Source organism: Nonomuraea sp. NPDC004580 (assembly GCF_040609855.1).
In the GTDB taxonomy this organism is placed as follows: domain Bacteria; phylum Actinomycetota; class Actinomycetes; order Streptosporangiales; family Streptosporangiaceae; genus Nonomuraea; species Nonomuraea salmonea.
The window spans coordinates 223,875-243,837 of the sequence record NZ_JBEXLH010000004.1 but is presented as its reverse complement, the minus strand read 5'-3'; the positions used below and the strand labels follow the sequence as shown (position 1 = coordinate 243,837).

Here is a 19,963-nt window from a genome sequence, read left to right as displayed (position 1 = left end):
GGCGGGGACGGTAGCGGGCCACGCCGACAATTCTCCGGCTCAGGACTCCAGGAAGTGCAGGACCGCCAGGACGCGCCGGCTGTAGCCGGTGATGTGGGACAGCTTGAGCTTGTCGAACAGCGAGTTGACGTGCTTTTCCACCGCGCTCTGGGAGACGTGCAGGGCCTGGGCGATGGAGGCGTTGGTGAGCCCCTGGGCCATGAGCTCCAGCACCTCGCGTTCGCGGGCGGTGAGCTTGGACAGCGGGTCCTGCTGGGTGGTGCGGGCCAGCAGCTGGCGCACCACCTCAGGGTCGAAGGCGGCGCCGCCCGCGCCCACGCGTTCGAGCGCGTCGAGGAAGTCGCCGACCTGGCCGACCCGGTCTTTGAGCAGGTAGCCGACGCCTTCGACGTCGGAGCTCATCAGCTCGGTGGCGTAGCGCTTCTCGACGTACTGCGACAGCACGAGCACCTTGACCGACGGCCGGCGTCTGCGGATCTCCAGTGCCGCGCGCAGGCCCTCGTCGGTGTGGGTGGGCGGCATGCGCACGTCGACCACCACGATGTCGGGCTCGTGCTTCTCGACGGCCTCGATGAGCGCCTCGCCGTCGCTGACGGCGGCGGGGACCTCGTGGCCCTCCTCCAGCAGCAGGCGTACGAGGCCCTCGCGCAGCAGCGTGGAGTCCTCGGCCAGGATCACCCGCACGGCAGCACCGCCGTGACCGTGGTGGGGCCGCCGACGGGGCTGTCGACCTCGAAGTGGCCGTCCAGCGCCGCCACCCGCCTGGCCAGCCCCGACAGGCCGCCGCCCGTCGGGCGCGCGCCGCCCGAGCCGTCGTCGCGCACGCGTACGACCACCGCCGCCCCCTCCTTGTGCACCCCGACCGTGATGGCCGCCGCCCCGGCGTGCTTGGCGGCGTTGGTCACCGCCTCGCACACCACGAAGTACGCCGCCGTCTCCACCGCCATCGGGGGACGTTCCGGCAGCCGGCAATCTACCGTGACCGGCACGCTCGAGCGTTCGGCGACCCCGGCGAGCGCCTCGCCGAGGCCGAGCGAGTCGAGCCCGCTCGGGTAGACGCGCCAGGCCACCTCGCGCAGCTCGGCCAGCGCGTGCTGGGCTTCGGCGTGCGCCTGCTCCAGCAGCTCGGGACGGCCGCGGCGGGAGCGTCCGATGAGCATCGACAGCGCCACCAGGCGCTGCTGCAGCCCGTCGTGCAGGTCACGCTCAATGCGGCGGCGCTCGGAGTCGACCGCCGCGACGATGCCGGCCCGGCTCTCGGCCAGCTCGGTGATGCGGCGCCGCAGCTTCTCGGTCGGGTCGGGGCCGAGCATGCGGACGGCCAGCCGGCGTTCGAGCGCGTGCACCCCCGCCACCCCGGACAGGTCCAGGAAGAGCAGGACGAAGCCCCCGGTCAGGATGTACGCCACCAGCGGCGGCGTCGGCTCCATCCCGTCGAACGGCCGGCCCGCGGCCCAGGCGGCCAGCAACGGCACCGCGACCTTCACCCCGGCGACCAGCAGCGCGATCACCAGCCCGCCGAGCACTCCGACGGGCACGCGCGCCGCCAGGTAGCGTGCGGCCCTGCCGCCCCGCGCGTCCTCCAGGGCGTCCAGGTGGGAGATGTCCAGCCGCAGGCGGCCCGCCTCCAGGCGGGCCAGTCGGCGGGCGGATGCCAGGACGTTCGGGTGGCCGAGGAACGGCAGCGTCAGCACCAGGAACACCAGCTCGACGAGCGCGGTCACAGCGCCTGCCGTGACCGCGGCGGCCACCCGCAGACCCTCAGCGACGACTCGCATGCTTGCCCTTGCGCCGCTCGGCCAGGCGGACCCCGATGAACACCAGGATCGCCAGGACCACGATGGCGATCACCACGTTGGTGCCGACGCCGACGTAGGTCTCGACCAGCTCCCACTGCTCGCCCAGGAGATAGCCGGCCATGACGAAGAGCGTGTTCCAGATGGCGCTGCCGGCCGTGGTGAGCAGCGTGAACCTGAGCAGCGGCATGCGTTCGACGCCCGCCGGGATGGAGATCAGGCTGCGGAAGATGGGGATCATCCGGCCGAAGAAGACGGTCTTGCCGCCGTGACGCTGGAAGAACGCCTCGGTCTTCTCGATGTCGGAGATCTTGATCAGGGGCAGCTTGGCGGCGATGGCCAGCGTGCGTTCCCTGCCCAGCAGTGCGCCCACCCCGTAGAGTGCGAGTGCGCCGATCACGGACCCCAGCGTCGTCCAGACGAGAACGTCGAGCAGTTGCATCTTGCCTCTGCTCGCCGTGAAACCGGACAGTGGCAGGATCACCTCGCTCGGAAGAGGCGGGAAAAGGTTTTCCAGCGCGATGGCGAGACCGGCCCCGGGCGCTCCGAGGCGGTCCATGAGTCCTACCAGCCAATCAGTCATGCGGTCCAGGCTATGGAAGATCGGGCCGAGTGCGGAATGTGGTCGCTGCCCGTTGGGCACTGCGGTAAACCACACCCTCAGCGTACCGTACACTGTACGGCCGTGAGCTCTCAGACGGATCTGGCCCGGCACCCTGCGGTCTTCCAGCCCGGCGACCCGCCCAGGACCGGGCACATCGCCTTCCTCGACCCCACGGGTGACAGTGTGCTGACCGTGGCCGAGCAACGCGCCGACGGGCACGAGGGCGGCGTGGCCACGCGCGCCGTCCCCGCCACCCTCGTGCCCGTCGGCGAGGCCGTCGCCGCCCTGGCCAGAGCGCGTAAGGACCCCCACGCCCATCCGGCCGCCCGCTTCTGGGGCGCCGCCGCCCTCATCGCGCTGCAGCTCGTCACCCGGGGCCGCATCCTGCCCGGCGTGTCGCCGGGCGAGCACGACTCCTGGCGGGCCGGGCCGCTCGACGCCGACGACGCCCGCCGCGTCCGCCAACTGGCCGCCGCCATGCCCGCCACCGCCCGCGCCGTCCCAATGCCCGCTGACGACACCCTGCCCGCTGACGTCCCCCTGCTGCCCGACGCCGAGCCGCTCGTGCGGGCCTTTCTCGACGCCGTCGCCGACGCGATGCCGCGCTCGCCCGGCGCCGTACGCGCCACCGGCCTCACCGCCTACGCCGCCGCGAAGCCCGTCAAGGTGCCCCACCTGCGCGGCTGGGCCGAGGAGCTCTCCGCAGGGCTGGACGCGGGCCTGCGGCTGTCGCTGCGCATCGAGGCCGACGACCCGGTGGCCGCCGAGTTCCGCGCCGTCGCCCAGCTGCACAGCCTGGCCGACCCCGCGCGGGTCGTGGACGCCGCCGACCTGTGGCGCGGCGGCGAGGCCGGCTTCGGGCCGGGCGCCAGGATCGAGGCCACCCTCGCCGTCCGCAGGGCCGCCCGCGCCTGGCCCCGCCTGGCGGAGCTGCTCGACAGCGCCGTACCCGACGAGCTGACCCTGTCCGACGGCGACGTGGAGGCGCTGCTCGCCGGAGCCGCCGACCGGCTGGCCGCGGCGGGCGTGGACGTGCACTGGCCGCGCTCGTTCGTGCGCGGCCTCACCGCCCGCGCCGTCGTCGGCGACCGCGACCCCGCACCGTCCGACCTGCCCTCCTTCCTCGGCGGCCACCACCTGACCAGCTTCGACTGGCAGCTCGCACTCGGCGGAGAACGCCTGACCGCCGCCGAGATGGACCAGCTCGCCGAGGCGCACCGCCCCGTCGTACGCCTGCGCGACCAGTGGGTGCTCATCGACCCCGACCTGGCGCGCAAGGCCCGCACGCGCGAGCTCAAACCGCTGACCGGCATCGAGGCGCTCGGCGCCGCGCTCACCGGGACGGTCGAGGTCGAGGACGAGCAGGTCCCCGTCGAGCCCACCGCCTGGCTCGACGAGCTGCGCCGCCGCCTGGCCGAGCCCGCCGACGTGCCGCCGCCGCCCGGCCTGGCCGCGACCCTGCGCGACTACCAGTACGCGGGGCTGCGCTGGCTGGCCAGGATGACCTCGCTCGGCCTCGGCGCCTGCCTGGCCGACGACATGGGCCTGGGCAAGACCGTCACGCTCATCGCGCTGCACCTGCACCGCGCCTCAGGGCCGACGCTCGTGGTCTGCCCCGCCTCCCTGCTGGGCAACTGGGAGCGCGAGATCACCCGGTTCGCGCCGGGCGTCCCGGTGCGCCGCTACCACGGCGGCAACCGCACGCTCGCCGAGGAGGGTTTCGTGCTCACCACGTACGCCACCATGCGCCTCGACGCCGACCGCCTGGCCGCGCACCACTGGGGCCTGCTGGTCGCCGACGAGGCCCAGCACGTCAAGAACCCGGCGTCCGGCACCGCCAAGGCGCTGCGCGAGATCCCCGCCGCCGCCCGCGTCGCCCTGACCGGCACCCCCGTCGAGAACAACCTGTCGGAGCTGTGGGCCATCCTCGACTGGACCACCCCCGGCCTGCTCGGCCCGCTGACCCGCTTCCGCGCCCGCTGGGCCAGGCCGGTCGAGTCAGGCGACACCGCCACAGCCGAACGCCTGTCGCGGCTGGTCGGGCCGTTCCTGCTGCGCCGCCGCAAGAGCGACCCCGGCATCGCGCCCGAGCTGCCGCCCAAGACCGAGACCGACCGTCCCGTCGCGCTCACCACCGAACAGGCCGGCCTGTACGAGGCCGTCGTCCGCGAGATCATGACCCAGATCGCCGACGCGCGCGGCATGGCCAGGCGCGGCCTCATCGTCAAGCTGCTCACCGGGCTCAAGCAGATCTGCAACCACCCCGCCCAGTACCTGCACGAGAGCGACCCGCGCCTGCCCGGCCGCTCCGGCAAGCTGGAGCTGCTGGACGAGCTGGTCGACACCATCACCGCCGAGGACGGCTCCGTGCTCGTCTTCACCCAGTACGTCGCCATGGCCCGCCTCCTGGAGCGCCACCTGACCGGCCGGGGCGTCGCCACCCGGCTTTTGCACGGCGGCACCCCCGTCGCCCGCCGCGAGGAGATGGTCAGGCGCTTCCAGGACGGCGAGGCCCCCGTCTTCCTGCTGTCGCTCAAGGCCGCCGGCACCGGGCTCAACCTCACCCGCGCCGACCACGTCATCCACTACGACCGCTGGTGGAACCCGGCCGTCGAGGACCAGGCCACCGACCGCGCCTACCGCATCGGCCAGACCAGGCCCGTCCAGGTGCACCGCCTCATCGCCGAGGGCACGATCGAGGACCGCATCGCGAAGATGCTCACCGCCAAGCGCTCGCTCGCCGACGCCGTGCTCGCCTCCGGCGAGGCCGCCTTCACCGAACTGACCGACGCCGAACTCGCCGCCCTGGTCGAACTCCGATGACCACCCCGATCCTGGAGCCCCGATGACCCCCGCCCGCGGCTTCCCCGCCTTCCCCCGCCAGCGCGCCGGCGCCCGCTTCGCCACCTCCTGGTGGGGACGCGCCTGGATCCAGGCCATGGAGGACACCTCCCTCGACCACACCCTGCTGCGCCAGGGCCGCGCGTACGCCAAGACCGGGCGGCTCGGCCCGATCACCGTCAGCCCAGGACGCCTGGCCGCCGTCGCCGAGCACGAGTACGACGTGGTCGTGGGCGTCGAGCAGCTCACCGACGACGCATGGGAACGCTTCCTCGACCAGGTCGCCGCCAAGGCCGGCCACATCGCCGCGCTGCTCGACGGCGACATGCCGCACGACCTGGTCGACGCGGCCGAGTCCGCGGGCGTGCCGCTGCTGCCCGCCGTCGGCGACCTGGAGCCCGAGTGCTCCTGCCCCGACTGGGGCCACCCCTGCCAGCACGCCGCCGCCCTGTGCTACCAGGCGTCCTGGCTGCTGGACGCCGACCCGTTCGTCCTGCTGCTCCTGCGCGGCCGCGGCCGAAGCGACCTGGTCGAAGCCCTGCAGGCACGAAACGCGGCGGGCGCGGCCACGCGTGCGGGGCGGACGGAGGACGCCGCCCGGCCGTCCGGTACGCCGGCGGCGGTGGCGTTCGCGGCCGGCGTGCCCCCGCTGCCCGACCCGCCGTCGTACGACGTCACCTACACCCCGCCCGCCCTCGACCCGGCGCCCGGCGTGGACGTGGCCGCCTTGGCGGTGCTGGCCGCCTCCGCCGCCGCCCGCGCCAGTGACCTGCTGCTGCACGACCGCATGCCGCACCTGACCGAGCACGAGGACCACGTACGGCTGCTCGCCGACCACACCCTCGACCGGCCGGACGACCGAGGAGAGCAGGAGCTGGGGGCGGCCGTGGCCGCCTGGCGGCACGGCGGCGCGGGCGGCCTCGCCGCGCTGGAGCACCCCTGGACGCCGCCCCGCCACGACCTGGCCAGAGCGCGCGCCCGGCTCGAATCCGCCTGGGAAGGCGCGCAGGCTCCGCCCATGGAAGCCTGGCGCAACCGCTGGACCCTCGGAGAGCTCCAGCTCCGCTACGGCCGGGACGGCCGCTGGTACCCCTTCACCCGCCGGGAGGACCGGTGGTGGCCCGCCGGTCCTCCGGACCGCGACCCCTCGGCCCTCGTCGGCTGAGCCTCACGTCGCCACCGACACCACGTGACCCGCCGACGTGCCGTCCTCGATCAGCTTGAGCATGCAGTCGGCGAGGTCGGCGCGGGTGGTGGTGTGGCCGCCGCGGACGCTGAGGTCGCGGGCCGTGCGGTAGCGGTGGGTGCGGCCGGCGTCGGTGAGGCGGGCGGGCCGCACGATCGTCCAGTCCGTACGGGACTCGCGCACCAGCCGTTCCGCCTCCGCCAGGTCCGCGTAGACGTGGCGGAGGAAGCGGCGGATGACCGGCTTGAGCGCGTACCGCGAGAAGGGGCCGTCACCGGCGTCGCTCTCCAGGGCGGCGGCGCTGACCATGAGCAGCCGCCGCGTCCCGGTGCGTTCCATGGCGGCCAGGATGGCGCGGGTGCTGCCGGAGCAGACGGTGGTGGGCCCCGTGCCGCGGGGGCCGATCGCGCTGAGCACGGCGTCGCGGCCCGCGACGGCGGAGGCGATGGCGCCGGGGTCCATCACGTCGGCCTGGACGACGTCTGCCTGCTCGCGCAGCTCGGCGGGCAGCCGGGCGGGGTCGCGGACCACGGCGGTGACCTCGTACGCCAGGGCGAGGCCCTGGCGTACGAGCTCGAGCCCGCTGCCACCGGTCGCACCGAAGACGGTGATCTTCATGGGCCCCTCCAAGGGGTGAGTGAGTGCTCACTACCCTACTCGGAGGGGTCCGCGGGTCACTCGGGGGCGTAGAAGGCGGTGGTGGCCGCCACCGTCGCGGCCACCAGCTCGGGCGAGCCGCCCGCCGCCCGGTGCGCCTCGCCCCACGCCTTGCTGCTGGTCACGATGCAGCGCCGGCCCTCCTCGGTCTCGTGGAAGGTGGCCTTGGCCTCGTCGGACATGAAGGCGCCGGTCAGGTGCAGGGCGAGGCCCAGCAGCCCCAGGTCCCAGCCCACCCCCGTGGCGCCTGGGCCGAACTGCGTCCACATCTCCTCCGGCACCTCCGCCGTGTGCCGCAGCTCCAGCACCGTGCCGCCGTCCTTGGCGGTCAGGCTCACCTCGACCTCGGAGAAGCCGGGGGCGGGGCCGAACAGCCAGCTGATGGTGAACATGCTGGGCGGCTCGCAGCGCAGGATCTCGCCGTGGGCGTTGCCCTCCAGCTGGTAGTGGCCGCCCAGCCGCAGGTCGCCGGTGACCGGCATGAACCAGCGGGCGATGCGGTCGGCGTCGGTGCAGGCCTGCCAGACGTCCTCGATCTCGGCGTCGTAGTGGCGGCGCAGCACCTGCACCTTGCGCTTACCGTCGATCAGCTCGCGGTGCGTCTTGTTGATCTCGTCGACCATGTCCATCAGGGATCCTCTTTCTCTTTCGTGATGCGGCGTTCGCGCTTGCCCCGGGCCAGCTCCGTCGCCAGCGCGTCCAGGCGCTGGTCCCAGAAAGCGCGGAAGCGCTCCAGCCAGGCGTCGATCTCGCGCAGCGGGCCGGGCTCGACGGCGTAGAGGCGGCGGGTGCCCTCCGCCCGTACGCTCGCGAACCCGCTGTCGCGCAGCACCCGCAGGTGCTGCGAGACGGCCGGCTGCGAGATGCCGAACTCCTGCCGGATGGCGGCGGTGACCTCGCCTGAGCTCAGCTCGCCGGTGGCCAGCAGCTCCAGGATCCGGCGGCGTACCGGATCGCCGAGGACGTCGAAGGCGTGCACCACCAGAGTGTTTCAGGACCTGCTTATATAAGTCAACTCTTAATCATCGTCGTCGAGCCCCCGGGCGCTCAGCGCCTCGCCCAGCGCGTCGGCGTGCCGCAGCGAGCCGACCACCAGCGGCACCGCGAACGCCCGCAGGCTGCGCTCGACACCCCTGGCCCGCTGCGCCTCCCTGACCCGCGTGGCCAGCGACGCCACCACCGGCACGCTGCGGATGGTCAGCGACAGCAGCAACGACAGCCGGAACGGGTCCAGCCCCACGAACCTGACCGGCGACAGCAGCCGCTCCAGCGCCGCCATCATGGCCGCCGACCGGGTGGTCAGCGTCACCAGCCCGGCCAGCGCCACCGCCAGCACCACCCGCAGCGTCGTGGCGGCGGCCGCGGCCGGCCCGGCGAAGACGAACTGCACGCCGAACAGCATCACGGCGAACCAGCGCACCGGTTTGACCTGCGCCCACGCAGCCGCCGCGCCGACCCTGGCCAGCGCGTACAGGGCCGCCACCACGACGCCCGCCACGGCCAGCGCGAGCGGCGAGCGCAGCAGCACCAGCGCCGTGCAGGCCAGCGCCAGCGCGGCCAGCTTCGCGCCGGCCGGCAGCCGGTGCAGCGGCGAGTCTCCGGGTACGTAGGCACCGGTGAGGCCGTTCACGCCATCAGTTTCCGGTAGTGGGCGATGGCCTCGGCGGGCGTGCCGTCGGCGGCCACCCGGCCCTCGTCGATCACCAGCACCCGGTCGAACCCCGACAGCAGCGGCAGGTCATGGGTGACCAGGAACACCTGCTGCGGCATCTCCTCCAGCAGCTCCGCCACCTGGCGCGAGTGGCGCAGGTCGAGCAGCGTGGTGGGCTCGTCCATGACGAGGATCTCCGGCTCCAGCACCATCACCGAGCACAGCGCCAGCAGCTGCTTCTGCCCGCCCGACAGGTGGTGCGCGGGATGGTCGGCGTGGCCGGCCAGGCCGTAACGGCCGAGCACCTCGCCCACCCGCCGGTCCACCTCCTCGCGCGTCAGGCCCTTGCGGCGCAGCGAGAACGCGACGTCCTCGGCCACCGTCGGCATCACGATCTGCGCGTCGGGATCGGTGAACAGGAACCCCACACCGCGCCTGATCTTGGCGCCGTCGCGGCGGGTGTCCATGCCGAGCACGGTGACCTGGCCGGACGACGGCAGCGCCAGGCCGTTGACCAGCCGGGCGAGCGTGCTCTTGCCGGAGCCGTTGGCGCCCACCACGCCCACCCGGCGCTCGGGCAGCGCCGCGGTGACGCCGCGCAGCACGTCGCGCGTGCCCAGCCGGACGTGCACGTCAGCGAATTCGATCAACTCTCACACCACCTCGAACAGGGCGGCCACGCCCATCCCGCCGCCGACCGCGGCCGCCGCCAGGCCCAGCGTGCCCTTGGGGGCCGCGGCGCGGACGAGCCCGCCGAACAACCTGGTCACCACCACCGCGCCGGTCGCGCCCCACGGGTGCCCGAGCGCCAGCGCGCCGCCGCCGGGGCACACCCGCTCGTCGTCGGCGCCCAGCGGGTCGAGCCCGAGCGCGTCGGTGACGGCCAGCACCTGCGCCGCGAACGCCTCCACGATCTCCACCACCGCGATCGACTCCATCGCCACCCCGGCACGCGCCAGCACCCGGCGGATCGCCGGCACCGGCCCCCACCCGGGCAGCTCGGGATCGCACCCGGTCACGGCCCCGGCCAGCAGCCGCAGGCCGGGCAGGCCGTCGCGCAGCCCTTCCGGCACCAGGGCCACGGCGGCGGCGCCGTCGCTGTTCGGGGAGGAGTTGCCGGCCGTCACCGTGCCGCCCGGCACGTACGCCGCCGGCAGCCGGGCCAGCGACGCCGCCCGCAGCGGGCGCGGGCGCTGGTCGTCACTGCGGCCTGAGATCGGCACGATCTCCTCGGCGAATCGGCCGGCCGCGCGGGCGGCCAGGGCGCGGGCGTGGCTGCGGCAGGCGTAGGCGTCCTGCCGTCCGCGATCGACGCCCTTGGCCGCGGCCAGCGCCTCGGCCGCCGGGCCCATGTCCGGGTCGGGGCCGCCTTCCGGGGCGAACGGCGCCCGCTCGTACGGCGTCCCGGCCCCTCTGAACGTGCGCAGCGGCGCGGTCGAGGCGCTCTCCACGCCTCCGGCGATCACCAGGTTGGCCTCGCCCGCGCGGACGGCCTGGCCGGCCAGCAGGATCGCGGCCAGGCCACTGCCGCACTGCCGGTCCACCGTCACCCCTGGCACCTCGTGCCCGAGGCCGGCCGCCAGCGCGCAGACCCTGGCGATGTTCCCGCCGGGTCCCATGCAGTTGCCCAGCATCACGTCATCGACCGGCCGGCCCTGCAGGTCGCCTGCGACGGCGGCGATCACGGGGGCGGCCAGGTGTTCGGCGGTCAGCGACTTGTACGCGTGCCCGGCCGTGCCGATCGGCGTGCGCCGGGCCGAGACCACCACGGGGGTCAGGTCCATGGTCACCTCAGCCGCCTGATGGCCGGGTCGCCGCTCGCCAGCCGGGCCGCCACCAGCGCCCGCGCCGGCTTGCCCGTGGGCGTGCGGGGCAGTTCGGGCACCGCGTACCAGTGGCGGGGCCGCTGCGCCCAGTCCAGCCCGCCGCGCGCCGTCTCCTCCAGCAGCGCGCGGGGCGGCGGCTCGGAGAACGGGCTCTCGATGACCGCCGTCACCACCGCGCCCAGGGACGGGTGCGGCGAGCCGACCACCACGACGTCTCCCACTCCGGGCACTTTTCGCAGCACCTCTTCGACGTCCTCGGGCACGACGGTGGCGCCGCCGGTCTGGATGGCGCCGTCGCCGCGCCCGCGTACGCGCAGCACGCCGCCCGCCCGGTACGGCTCGGCCACGTCCCCCACGCTGACCCAGCCGTCCTCGTCGCGCCGCAGCGGCCCGGCCGCCGCGCCCAGGTAGCCCTCGGCCAGCCACGGCGAGCGCACCCACACCTCGCCCAGCGGCCCCTCGCCGCGCACCTCGAGCTCCACTTCGGGAAAGGGACGCAGCCCGCCCCCGTCGGTGTCGGCGGCCACGAACGACAGCTCGGTGGCCCCGTAGTAGGCCACCACGCGCACGCCGGCGCGCTCTGCGGCCTGGCGCGCGCCGGGGGCCAGGGCGGCGCCGCCGACCACGGCCACCCGCAGCGAACCCGGCCGGTCCAGCACGTCGGGCAGCCGGTGCGGCACCAGGTGCACCACGCTCGCCTCCGCCAGGTGATCGGCCAGGGCGCGGCCCGGCCAGCGTCCCGGCAGCAGAGCCGTGGCGCCGGTGGCCAGGGTGTGCAGGGCGGCGAAGGCGTACAGGGACGAGACCAGCGGGCCGGGCACGAGCACGACGTCGTCGGGGCCGATGCCGGTCAGCGCGTTCAGATGGTGGTAGGAGCCGGTCCAGGAGGCCCGGGTGCGGACGATCGCCCGCGGCCGCCCGGTGCTCCCGGAGCTGAAACAGGCCCAGGCGAGATCGTCAGGCCGGGCGCGCCGCCGCACAGCGGGGCCGGCGGGGTCGGGCGGGAGCGCGGCGAGCGGCGCCGCCGGCGGGGAAGCGCCGATGGAGGCCGTCGCCGGCAGGGGCGCGTCGATCGGTGCTGCCGGCAGGGGCGTGGTGACGGGGACGATCGGCAGCGGGGCGGTGACGGTGCTCCAACGGGCGCGGTCCCAGGTGTGATCGCCCACCAGGGGTGTCGCACCGGCGAGGTCGGCGGCCAGGACGGCGACGAGCAGGTCTGCCGGGTCGGCCAGGCCGATGGCCGCCGTCACGCCGGGGCCCAGCCCGTTGCCCGCGAGGTGCCGGGCGGCGGCCTCGATCCGGTGGGCGAGCCGCGCGTAGGTCAGCTCGCCGCCGGGTCCGCGCACCGCGAGCTTGGAGGGCCGCTCGGCGGCGTGCGCCAGCACGTGTTCTGCTACGGGCATCGAGCGGTCAACGCCCCCCGCCGAGGCGTTCGCGGTGCACGGCGGGCACCGCGTCGGGGTAGGCCCGCTGGACGCCCCTGACCACCACCGCCGTCAGCGCCGCCTTGATCAGGTCGCCGGGCAGGAACGCCGCGGTGAGCCCGGCCGCCGCGCTGAGGGAGACCCCGGTCACCAGCGCCTGCACCGGGATGCCGAACAGGTAGATCACTCCCATGCCGCCCGCCACGGACGCCACGAACAACTGGAGCGCGCTCGGGCTGCGTCCGGCCCGCTCGACCAGCCAGCCGGTGACGGCCGCGCCGGGCAGCCAGCCGATGAGGAAACCGGCCGACGGCGAGGTGAACACGCCCAGCCCGCCCCGCCCGCCGGCCAGCAGCGGCAGCCCGGCGGCGACCAGCACGTACAGGACCAGGACGGCGAGCGCGCCCCGCCACGCGCCGAGGACGGCGCCGGCCAGCATCACGCCCATGGTCTGCAGCGTGATCGGAACGGCGTTGCCGAAGACGTTCAGCGTGCCCGGCAGGCCCATGACCGCGATGAGCGCGGCGAACACGGCCACCCGCGCCAGCGTGCCCGTCGCGAGCCTCCTGCGCTGTTTCCCTTCATCCTTCATGGCGTCGATCCCACACCAGAACGGGTGTGCTCAGGCATGGAGGTATCCCACAACATTCCCTCCGATCATCTGCTGGCGATCGATACCGCGCTCACGCGCCGTCCCTGCCGCACGGCGCGGCATCGAACGCGGCAGTTATCCCGTTTTGCTGGGCTTTCAGGTCTTCGGCGCTCAGTGTACGGTTCGGCAGGGTGACCGTGACCGGCCGGGATGCCACCGTGAGGCTGACGCGGATCGTGTCGGGGGTCAGAGTCGTGCGGTCCGGATAGTGCAGGCGTACGCGGTAGTCGCGCACCTCGCCGCCGTCCTCCAGGCAGGCGCGCGCCCCGTTCTCCACCCGTTTCATGAGGCCCTGGTTGATCTGCCTGCCGCGCATGGGCACGAGGTTGTAGCGCATGCCGGCGCCGCGGAAGGAGGCGGCGATGAGGTGGCCGCCCTGCCAGTCGCCGCTCCCGCCCCAGTCGCCGACCTTGCTCTCGCACGAGCCGCGCGGGGCGTCCCGGTCGACGAGCGTCTTGGCCATGGCCTCGGCGGGACGCCCCGCGCCGTCGGTGGTGAAGGTGTGCCCGTAGGCGCGGTAGGTGGCCGACGCTTCGAGCAGCCGCGCACAGGGTGCGGCGTCGGGCTTGAGCACGGGGGCGGAGGCGGCGGCGGTGAGCAGGAGCGCGGTGGCGCTCGCGCCGCCCAGGGCACGGCGAAGTCGGGTGGCGGGCACGGCAGGAGTCCTCTCGGAGCAGGGGGTCACCGCTCAGGAGAGGGGAGGCCGACGGCGTTGAACCGCCCGATCAGCCACCTGTCGGCTTTGTCGTGACTTTCGTGCCCGTGAGAACTTTCACATAACGTTACCGTTCAGTTACTTGAAGTTGTTGTCGCAGGTAGGTCAGGCTGCGAGCCGCAAAGCCCTGGCCACCTCCCCGGTCGCAGCCGAGGTCTCGGTGGCGGTGTAGCCGCCGCGCAGCGAGGCGTCGAGGTCCTTCAGGCCGTTGCCGCTCAGCGTGATCACCACTCGCAGGCCGGGCTCCAGCCCGCCCTTGGCGTGCAGGTCGAGCAGCCCCGCCACCCCGGCCGCCGACGCGGGCTCGGCGAAGACGCCGTCGCGGCGGGCGATCAGCCGGTACGCGGCGAAGATCTGCTCGTCGCTCACCGCGCCGATCAGCCCGCCCGACTCGTCCCTGGCCGCGATCGCGCCCTCCCACGTGGCCGGGTGCCCGACGTTGATCGCGCCGGCCTCCGTACGCGGCTCGGACACGGGCGCGCCGTGCACCAGCGGAGCAGCCCCGGCCGCCTGGAAGCCCCACATGCGCGGCGGCTCGCCCGGGGAGTAGGCGCGGTAGCCGGTCCAGGTCGCGGTGATGTTGCCGCCGTTGCCGACCGGCAGGCAGTGCACGTCGGGCGCCGCGCCCAGGGCGTCGACGATCTCGTACGCGACCGTGCGCTGCCCGGCCAGGCGCAGCTCGTTGCCCACCGAGTTGACCAGCGCGACGGGGTGATGGGCGGCCAACTCGCGGGCGACGCGCAGGCAGTCGTCGAACGTGCCGCCGACCTCGACGATCTCGGCGCCGTACCGTAGGGCCTGGGCCAGCTTGCCCAGCGCCACCCGACCCTTGGGCACGAGCACGGCGGCACGCAGCCCGGCGCGGGCGGCGTACGCGGCGGCCGAGGCGCTGGTGTTGCCGGTGGAGGCGCAGATCACGGTCTTGGCGCCGGCCTCGGCCGCGCGGCTGATCGCCACCGTCATGCCCCGGTCCTTGAACGATCCCGTCGGGTTCGCGCCCTCGACCTTCAGCCAGACCTCGCAGCCGGTCAGCTCGGACAGGTGGGCCGAGCGCAGCAGCGGCGTGTTGCCCTCGTTGAGCGAGATGGCCGGGGTGTCGGGAGTGACCGGCAGCCAGCGCCGGTAGGGACTGTCGATGAGGCCGTTCCAGGTAGTCATGTCCGGAACCGTAACATTCGTTTCACCGCATCGGCATTGATGTAACATTCGTCAGCATGGAGAGCGACGCGATCGTGGCCAGGCTCAGCGCCGTCTACGCCGAGCTGCCGCCGGGAGAGCGGGCGGTGGTGCGGGTGCTGCTCGACGACCACCCGTTCGCGGCGCTGGGCTCGCTGCGCGCGCTGGCCGAGCGGGCCGGGGTGAGCCCGCCGACCGCGTCCCGGCTGTTCGACCGGCTCGGCTACGCGGGCTTCGCCGACTTCCAGGCCGCCGTACGCGACGGCGCCAGAGACCGCTCACGCCTGCTCGAATACGTCACCCGCCCCGATGACGAGCCCCCCGGCGAGCTGGGCGAGGCGGCCGAAGAGCTGCGCGCCGGCCTCGACGGCACCCTGGCCGCCGTCCCCGCCCAGCTCTGCCACCGCGGCGCGGGCCTGCTGGCCGAGGCCAGGACCGTCTGGGCACTCGGCGGGCCGCTGAGCGAGCTGGCCGCCGACTACCTCATCCGCCAGCTCGCGGGCCTGCGCCCCGGCGCGCACCGGGTGCCCGAGCCGGTCCACGCGCGCGCACGTACCGTGCTCGACCTGGGCGCGGACGACCTGGTGGTGGCCTACGACTTCCGCCGCTACTCCCCCGCCACCGCACGTTTCGTGCGGGCCGCGCGCGGGCGCGGCGCGCGGGTGATCCTCGTCACCGACACCTGGGGCTCGCCGCTGGCCGCCGAGGCGGAGCTGCTCATCGCGCTGCCGCGCGAGGCCGCGGGGCCGATCGCGCCGCTCACCCACGAGATCGCGGTCACCGAGCTGCTGCTCGTCGCCACCGCCGCCCGCCTGGCCCCCGCCGACCGGCTGGCCGACCTCGACGCGCTCACGCAGTCGCTGTGAGCCGCTTGTAGAAGAAGCTGCACTCACGCAGCGTGCCGTCGGGCGAGCCGGCGTAGCCGGGGACGATGCCGAAGCGGGTCCAGCCGCGGCCAGCTCCTTGACGCAGCCCTCGAACTCGGCCGGGGACAGGCGGGTGATCGTGCGCATGCGGGCTCCTCCTAGGGCAGGACGACGAAGATCGCGTACCGGACCGGGCCAGGACCGGGGCAGCGGAACCTGGACGGCCCCCACAGGCGGAAGCGCAGGCAGTCGCCGGCCTCCACGGCATGCGTACGGCCGTCGAAGGCGATCTCCACCGACCCCTCCAGCACCCAGATGTGCTGCTCAAGGCCAGGGACGGGCGGCGCGTCGTAGGCGATGTCGGCGCCCGGCCGCAGCCGCCCCTCCACGACCTCGCCGCGCAGCCCGGGGTGGGGCGGCGAGACGGAACGGCGCACGAACCCGGACGACTCGTCCCGCCACACCTGCTGCGCCCCGGCCGCCACGACCTGCGGCGGCTCGGTCTCGACCTCGGCCAGCAGCCGCGACATCGTCCGCCCGTGCACCTCGCACAGCTTGCCGAGCAGCGCCGCCGTCGGGCTGATCTCGCCGCGCTCCAGCCGCGACAGCGTCGAGCGGCTGATGCCCGACCTGCTCGCCAGCTCCTCCAGCGACCAGTCACGCTGGATGCGCAGCTGGGCGAGGCGGTCGGCGAGCCGGCTCTCCACATCTCCTCTCATATTCGGGATGCTATCCCAGATCTGAGAATCAGCGCCGGCGGATCTTGATGTCGCGCATGTCCGTCACGCCGATGCGCAGCACCTCGTACGGCTGCCCGTACGCCTCCAGCGCCGCCATCGCCCCCAGGGCCGCCTCGTCATCGCCGTCCTCAGGCTCGGCCGGCACCTGGCAGCGGAACGTGAACACCGACACGCTCTGATCGTGGGTGAACGTGCCCGCCTCGGTGAACGCCGTCCCGGCCGCCGCCCGCACCGCCTCCCGCCCGGCGTCGTCGAGCCCCCGGAACTTCCCGCTGATCGTCACCCGGAACATCACGTCACTCCCCTCGTACGGCATAAGCCAGCACCTTCTCGCCGAGCACGCTCTCGGCCGCGTCCAGCAGCTCCAGCACGGCCTCGGCGATCGCGTCCGGCTGCTCGCCCCCGGCCGTGCGGCGGCCGATCTCGCTCAGCACCAGCGCGTGCAGGCTGCCGATGTGCCAGGCGACCACGCGGGGCAGCGGATCATCCGGCCCCACGCCGCACTCCTCGGCCAGCAGGCCGGCCAGCTCGCCGGTCATGCGCCGGCCCAGGTCCTCCAGCCGCGCGGTCAGCGTGGGCGCGGTCCGCATCATCTCCAGCACCCGCCCGAACCCCACGGTCAGGCCCACGCGGCGCTCGCGCTCGCGCACCTCCTGCCGCAGCCGGGCCAGGACTGCCCCGGCCGCCGACTCACCGGGCGCGCGCCCGGCCACGATGTCGGCCAGCCGGCGGGGCGAGGCCTCCTCCGGCGGCAGCACCAGGTCCTCTTTGGCCTGGAAGTAGTTGTAGACGGTGTTCACCGACACCTCGGCGGCGGCCGCGACCTCGGCGATCGTCACGTTGTCGAAACCGCGCTCGACGAACAGGCCGACGGCCACCTCGGAGATGTGCTGCCGCGTGCGGCGCTTCTTCCGCTCGCGCAGTCCTTCGGTCATGCCGCTGGAGCGTACTGTAAATTTGGAGTCCACTGCAATTTTATCCGCGCACGCAGGAAGGGGCGCGTGATCAGTGGTGAGAGAGGTCGGCTACGCCGAAAGCTGTGGCGCCGGGCCCGGACGCAACGTCAGCATACGTCCGGCGTGTCCCTCATGTCACAGGGGCACGCCGGACGTCCGCGTCAGTTCAGCAGGGCGACGAGCTGCTGCTCCTCGTAGTCGAGATGGGTCTCCAGCTCCTTGGTGAGCCGGTCCACGCCCGCGATCAGGTCGGCGGGCGCGACGTCGTCGGCCGACAGCAGTGACTTGAGCTCCTCCAGCAGCCGCGCCACCACCTCGTGCTCGGCCCGCAGCCGCCGCATCGCGGGAGCCAGCTCCGGATATTGCCGTTCCAGGGCCGGGAAGAGGCCGTTGTCCTCGTGCGAGTGGTGCATGTGCAGCCCCGCGCACATGGTCAGGCAGTTGATCCGCAGCTGCGCGGCCAGGCGCGGCCCCGAGGCGGCGGCCTCCCTGCGGATCAGGGCCAGCTCGCGGCGGAAGACGTCGTGGATGTCCTTGAGCGCGTCGCCCATGCGCCGCCCGGCCGGCGGCCCGAACTCGGCCTGCACGAGCGCCACGACCGGCAGCGTGCGGCCCGAGCGCTCCTCGTAGGCGGCCCAGCCCGGGTCCATCTCGACGGCGCGGGCGAACGCGCGGTCGCGCTCCTCGCCCTCCAGGACGACGGCGTCGGCCGCGTACGTGAAGATGCCGTCCTCCACGGTGACCCGGGGGTTGGCGCGCAGGTTGTGGTACCAGGCCGGGTGCTTGGGCGAGCCGCCGGCCGAGGCGATGACGAGCACACGGTCCTGATCGGGCAGGTAGCCGAGCGGAGTGGTGTGCGGGGCGCCGGACTTGGCGCCGATGGTGGTCAGCAGCAGTAGCCTGCCGCCCTCGAAGGGGCCGCCGACCTGGCCGCGGTTGGCTCGGAACTCGTCGATGACCTGCTGGTTGAAGTTTTCCGGCATGCTGAAAGAAGGCTCCCTGATGATCGATGTCTTGGACATGCTTCGACCCGCGCGGACATGCCGGCGCGCGGGTGCTTACGACACCGCAACAGGCATGGGAAGACGCACGGGTGCGGTGTGCTCAGGCACGACCGATGGTGTGAGTGTCCACGGCGTCATCCCCCTTGATTCGGCGCCTCCATGCCGCGACCGTCCTCCCGGCCGGCGACACGCGACGCGACCGTCATTACGCTCATATCGGCCGGAGTCTGTCAACCGATCTCGGTCCTCGGCGGTCGCTGGTCGCGGCCGGGGTGCTGCGGACGTACACCTATCAGGAGCCGGGCAGCAGACAGCGCCGCAGCTACCACCTCACCCCGGCCGGCGCCGACCTGCAGGTGGTGCTGGGCGCGCTGCAGCAGTGGGGCGATGAGCACCGCCCCCCGCCCGTCCGGGCCCTCGGCCCTGCGCAGGCGACGCTCCACCGGCGAGCCGGTGCACGTCGCGTTCGTCGACGGCGAAGGCCGCGAGGTGACCGGCGAGGAGGTGGTGATCGGCATCCGGCCGTGATCGGTGGCATGGTTTTGCCCGAGGTTGAGATAGGACGCGGACCCACGGGGCAGGCCCACCCAGCACGCCTGCGGCCTCGGCGGGCCAGCGGAGAAAGGAAAGCGCCATGACCTCTGTGCGGGCCGACGCGGCCGGTCAGTTCACGATCGAGAACGTTCTTCCCGTCAACCGGCTCGGTTACGGCACCATGCAGCTCACCGGGAAAGGAGTGTGGGGGCCTCCGGCCGACGAGGACGAGGCGGTCCGCGTGCTGCGCCGCGCGGCCGAGCTCGGCGTCACGCTCTTCGACACCGCCGACTCCTACGGCCCGCTGGTCGCCGAACCGCTGCTGCGGCGGGCGCTCGCGCCGTACGACGAGGGCATCGTCATCGCCACCAAGGCCGGACTCACCCGGCAGGGTCCCGACCAGTGGACCCCCGTCGGCCGGCCCGCCTACCTGCGCCAGCAGTGCGAGATGAGCCTGCGCATACTCGGGCTCGAGCGCATCCCGCTGCTCCAGCTCCACCGCGTCGACCCCGAGGTGCCGCTCGAGGACCAGGTCGGCGAGCTCAAAGCGCTCCAGGACGAAGGCAAGATCGCCCACATCGGCCTTTCGGAGGTCAGCGTCGAGCAGATCGAGCAGGCCCGCGCCGTCGCCCCGATCGCCACCGTCCAGAACCTCTACAACCTGGCCGACCGCTCCGCCGAGAGCGTGCTCGACTACTGCCAGCGCAACCAGATCGGGTTCATCCCGTGGTTCCCGCTGGCCACCGGCGGGCTGGTCAAGCCGGGCGGGCCGCTCGACGCGATCGCCTCGCGGCTGTCGGCCACGCCGTCGCAGCTCGCGCTCGCGTGGCTGCTGCGCCGCTCCCCGGTGATGCTGCCGATCCCCGGCACCTCCTCGATCGCCCACCTGGAGGAGAACGTCGCCGCCGCCGGCCTCGAATTGACCGACGACGACGTCGCCGAGCTGTCGGCCGCCGTCAGCTGACCGAGCCGATCCGGCCCGCACGTCCGGCGAGCACCGCCGCGCAGCGGCTCGGCCAGCCCGGACAGGTCGGGCTCGGCGTGCAGCACGGCGCTCAGCGTCGCCGGCACGCCGCCGCCGGCGAAGGCCCGCCGGCCCGTGGCCGCGTAGATCATCGTGCCCGCCCACGAGAACAGGCCCTCGATCGCGGAGGCGTAGGCACGATGGGTTTTGGGGTGGGCCGTGCGCGGGGTGGCCAGGAAGGCGTCGGCGGCGAGGTTGCCGTTCCAGGCGAAGCCTGTACACCGACCCACCCGACGACATCGCCGCCGGCCATGTCCACGAGACAAGATCACGAGGCCCGGGGCATCTCAGCACGACGACGGTGTGGCAGG

At 73.8% G+C, this 19,963-nt stretch carries 22 protein-coding genes and 1 pseudogene; 6 read left to right on the top strand and 17 right to left on the bottom strand.

The features are described 5' to 3' along the window. Window positions 1-39: 39 nt before the first annotated feature. Genes ABZW11_RS08355 through ABZW11_RS08345 form a run of 3 tightly spaced genes read right to left on the bottom strand, consistent with a single transcriptional unit; the run spans window position 40 to window position 2,379 of the window. Entirely contained in the window at window positions 40-684 is a 645-nt protein-coding gene (locus ABZW11_RS08355; protein WP_355414022.1) for a response regulator transcription factor, read from the bottom strand. After that, window positions 675-1,778 (bottom strand): histidine kinase, encoded by a 1,104-nt coding sequence (locus tag ABZW11_RS08350; RefSeq protein ID WP_355414020.1) that lies wholly within the window; start codon window positions 1,776-1,778, stop codon window positions 675-677. Before ABZW11_RS08350 ends, ABZW11_RS08355 begins: the two co-directional genes overlap by 10 nt. Next, window positions 1,762-2,379: a DedA family protein gene (locus ABZW11_RS08345; RefSeq protein WP_355414018.1), complete on the bottom strand. Its 618-nt coding sequence runs from the start codon at window positions 2,377-2,379 to the stop codon at window positions 1,762-1,764. Before ABZW11_RS08345 ends, ABZW11_RS08350 begins: the two co-directional genes overlap by 17 nt. A 102-nt stretch (window positions 2,380-2,481) precedes the next feature. Here ABZW11_RS08345 and ABZW11_RS08340 point away from each other — a divergent pair, with 102 nt between their 5' ends. Both ABZW11_RS08340 and ABZW11_RS08335 read left to right on the top strand, forming a co-directional pair. Beyond that, on the top strand, window positions 2,482-5,223 hold the full coding sequence (locus ABZW11_RS08340) for a DEAD/DEAH box helicase (protein ID WP_355414016.1): 2,742 nt from the start codon (window positions 2,482-2,484) through the stop codon (window positions 5,221-5,223). Window positions 5,224-5,245: 22 nt separating this feature from the next. Beyond that, on the top strand, window positions 5,246-6,406 hold the full coding sequence (locus ABZW11_RS08335) for an SWIM zinc finger family protein (RefSeq protein WP_355414014.1): 1,161 nt from the start codon (window positions 5,246-5,248) through the stop codon (window positions 6,404-6,406). Between the two features lie 3 nt (window positions 6,407-6,409). Here the strand turns inward: ABZW11_RS08335 and ABZW11_RS08330 are convergent, their stop codons facing one another. The 10 genes from ABZW11_RS08330 to thrC form a co-directional block, all read right to left on the bottom strand. Continuing rightward, window positions 6,410-7,045 carry an SDR family oxidoreductase gene (locus ABZW11_RS08330; protein WP_355414012.1) on the bottom strand — a complete coding sequence of 212 codons (636 nt, stop codon included), beginning with the start codon at window positions 7,043-7,045 and terminating at the stop codon, window positions 6,410-6,412. A 56-nt stretch (window positions 7,046-7,101) separates the two neighbouring features. Further along, window positions 7,102-7,713, bottom strand: coding sequence for an SRPBCC family protein (locus ABZW11_RS08325; RefSeq protein WP_355414010.1), 612 nt, complete (start codon window positions 7,711-7,713; stop codon window positions 7,102-7,104). After that, complete coding sequence (locus ABZW11_RS08320) at window positions 7,713-8,063, bottom strand: metalloregulator ArsR/SmtB family transcription factor (RefSeq protein WP_355414008.1); 351 nt, start codon at window positions 8,061-8,063, stop codon at window positions 7,713-7,715. The genes ABZW11_RS08325 and ABZW11_RS08320 overlap by 1 nt, the downstream gene beginning before the upstream one ends. A gap of 39 nt (window positions 8,064-8,102) precedes the next feature. Beyond that, window positions 8,103-8,714: an energy-coupling factor transporter transmembrane component T gene (locus tag ABZW11_RS08315; RefSeq protein WP_355414006.1), complete on the bottom strand. Its 612-nt coding sequence runs from the start codon at window positions 8,712-8,714 to the stop codon at window positions 8,103-8,105. Then, window positions 8,711-9,385 (bottom strand): ABC transporter ATP-binding protein, encoded by a 675-nt coding sequence (locus ABZW11_RS08310; RefSeq protein ID WP_355414004.1) that lies wholly within the window; start codon window positions 9,383-9,385, stop codon window positions 8,711-8,713. Before ABZW11_RS08310 ends, ABZW11_RS08315 begins: the two co-directional genes overlap by 4 nt. A gap of 3 nt (window positions 9,386-9,388) precedes the next feature. Beyond that, on the bottom strand, window positions 9,389-10,519 hold the full coding sequence (locus ABZW11_RS08305; RefSeq protein WP_355414002.1) for a thiolase family protein: 1,131 nt from the start codon (window positions 10,517-10,519) through the stop codon (window positions 9,389-9,391). A gap of 2 nt (window positions 10,520-10,521) precedes the next feature. Next, window positions 10,522-11,964, bottom strand: coding sequence for a class I adenylate-forming enzyme family protein (locus ABZW11_RS08300; RefSeq protein WP_355414000.1), 1,443 nt, complete (start codon window positions 11,962-11,964; stop codon window positions 10,522-10,524). 7 nt (window positions 11,965-11,971) lie between these two features. Further along, window positions 11,972-12,577, bottom strand: a complete 606-nt coding sequence (locus ABZW11_RS08295) for a biotin transporter BioY (RefSeq protein WP_355413998.1) — start codon at window positions 12,575-12,577, stop codon at window positions 11,972-11,974. Window positions 12,578-12,668: 91 nt separating this feature from the next. After that, window positions 12,669-13,292 (bottom strand): DNA/RNA non-specific endonuclease, encoded by a 624-nt coding sequence (locus ABZW11_RS08290; RefSeq protein ID WP_355413996.1) that lies wholly within the window; start codon window positions 13,290-13,292, stop codon window positions 12,669-12,671. 165 nt (window positions 13,293-13,457) lie between these two features. Then, window positions 13,458-14,510: a threonine synthase gene (gene thrC / locus ABZW11_RS08285; RefSeq protein ID WP_355413994.1), complete on the bottom strand. Its 1,053-nt coding sequence runs from the start codon at window positions 14,508-14,510 to the stop codon at window positions 13,458-13,460. A gap of 56 nt (window positions 14,511-14,566) precedes the next feature. Between thrC and ABZW11_RS08280 the strand changes: the two genes are divergently transcribed. Beyond that, window positions 14,567-15,394: a MurR/RpiR family transcriptional regulator gene (locus ABZW11_RS08280; protein ID WP_355413992.1), complete on the top strand. Its 828-nt coding sequence runs from the start codon at window positions 14,567-14,569 to the stop codon at window positions 15,392-15,394. Window positions 15,395-15,552: 158 nt separating this feature from the next. Here ABZW11_RS08280 and ABZW11_RS08275 read toward each other — a convergent pair whose 3' ends face one another. From ABZW11_RS08275 to ABZW11_RS08260, 4 genes are all read right to left on the bottom strand, one after another. Continuing rightward, window positions 15,553-16,113 (bottom strand): XRE family transcriptional regulator, encoded by a 561-nt coding sequence (locus ABZW11_RS08275; protein WP_355413990.1) that lies wholly within the window; start codon window positions 16,111-16,113, stop codon window positions 15,553-15,555. Between the two features lie 28 nt (window positions 16,114-16,141). Further along, complete coding sequence (locus tag ABZW11_RS08270) at window positions 16,142-16,450, bottom strand: DUF6204 family protein (RefSeq protein ID WP_355413988.1); 309 nt, start codon at window positions 16,448-16,450, stop codon at window positions 16,142-16,144. Beyond that, on the bottom strand, window positions 16,431-17,069 hold the full coding sequence (locus ABZW11_RS08265; protein WP_355413986.1) for a TetR/AcrR family transcriptional regulator: 639 nt from the start codon (window positions 17,067-17,069) through the stop codon (window positions 16,431-16,433). Before ABZW11_RS08265 ends, ABZW11_RS08270 begins: the two co-directional genes overlap by 20 nt. Before the next feature lie 182 nt (window positions 17,070-17,251). Further along, the gene (locus tag ABZW11_RS08260; RefSeq protein ID WP_355413984.1) at window positions 17,252-18,112 is read right to left on the bottom strand and encodes a nitroreductase/quinone reductase family protein; all 861 of its coding nucleotides are present in this window, start codon (window positions 18,110-18,112) and stop codon (window positions 17,252-17,254) included. 104 nt (window positions 18,113-18,216) lie between these two features. Between ABZW11_RS08260 and ABZW11_RS08255 the strand changes: the two are divergent. The 3 genes and pseudogenes from ABZW11_RS08255 to ABZW11_RS08245 form a co-directional block, all read left to right on the top strand. After that, window positions 18,217-18,435 (top strand): annotated as a pseudogene (locus ABZW11_RS08255) (hypothetical protein); the annotation flags it as partial. 46 nt (window positions 18,436-18,481) lie between these two features. Continuing rightward, the gene (locus ABZW11_RS08250; RefSeq protein ID WP_355414068.1) at window positions 18,482-18,622 is read left to right on the top strand and encodes a hypothetical protein; all 141 of its coding nucleotides are present in this window, start codon (window positions 18,482-18,484) and stop codon (window positions 18,620-18,622) included. A 106-nt stretch (window positions 18,623-18,728) separates the two neighbouring features. Then, entirely contained in the window at window positions 18,729-19,592 is an 864-nt protein-coding gene (locus ABZW11_RS08245; protein WP_355413982.1) for an aldo/keto reductase, read from the top strand. The last annotated feature ends 371 nt before the right edge of the window (window positions 19,593-19,963 follow it).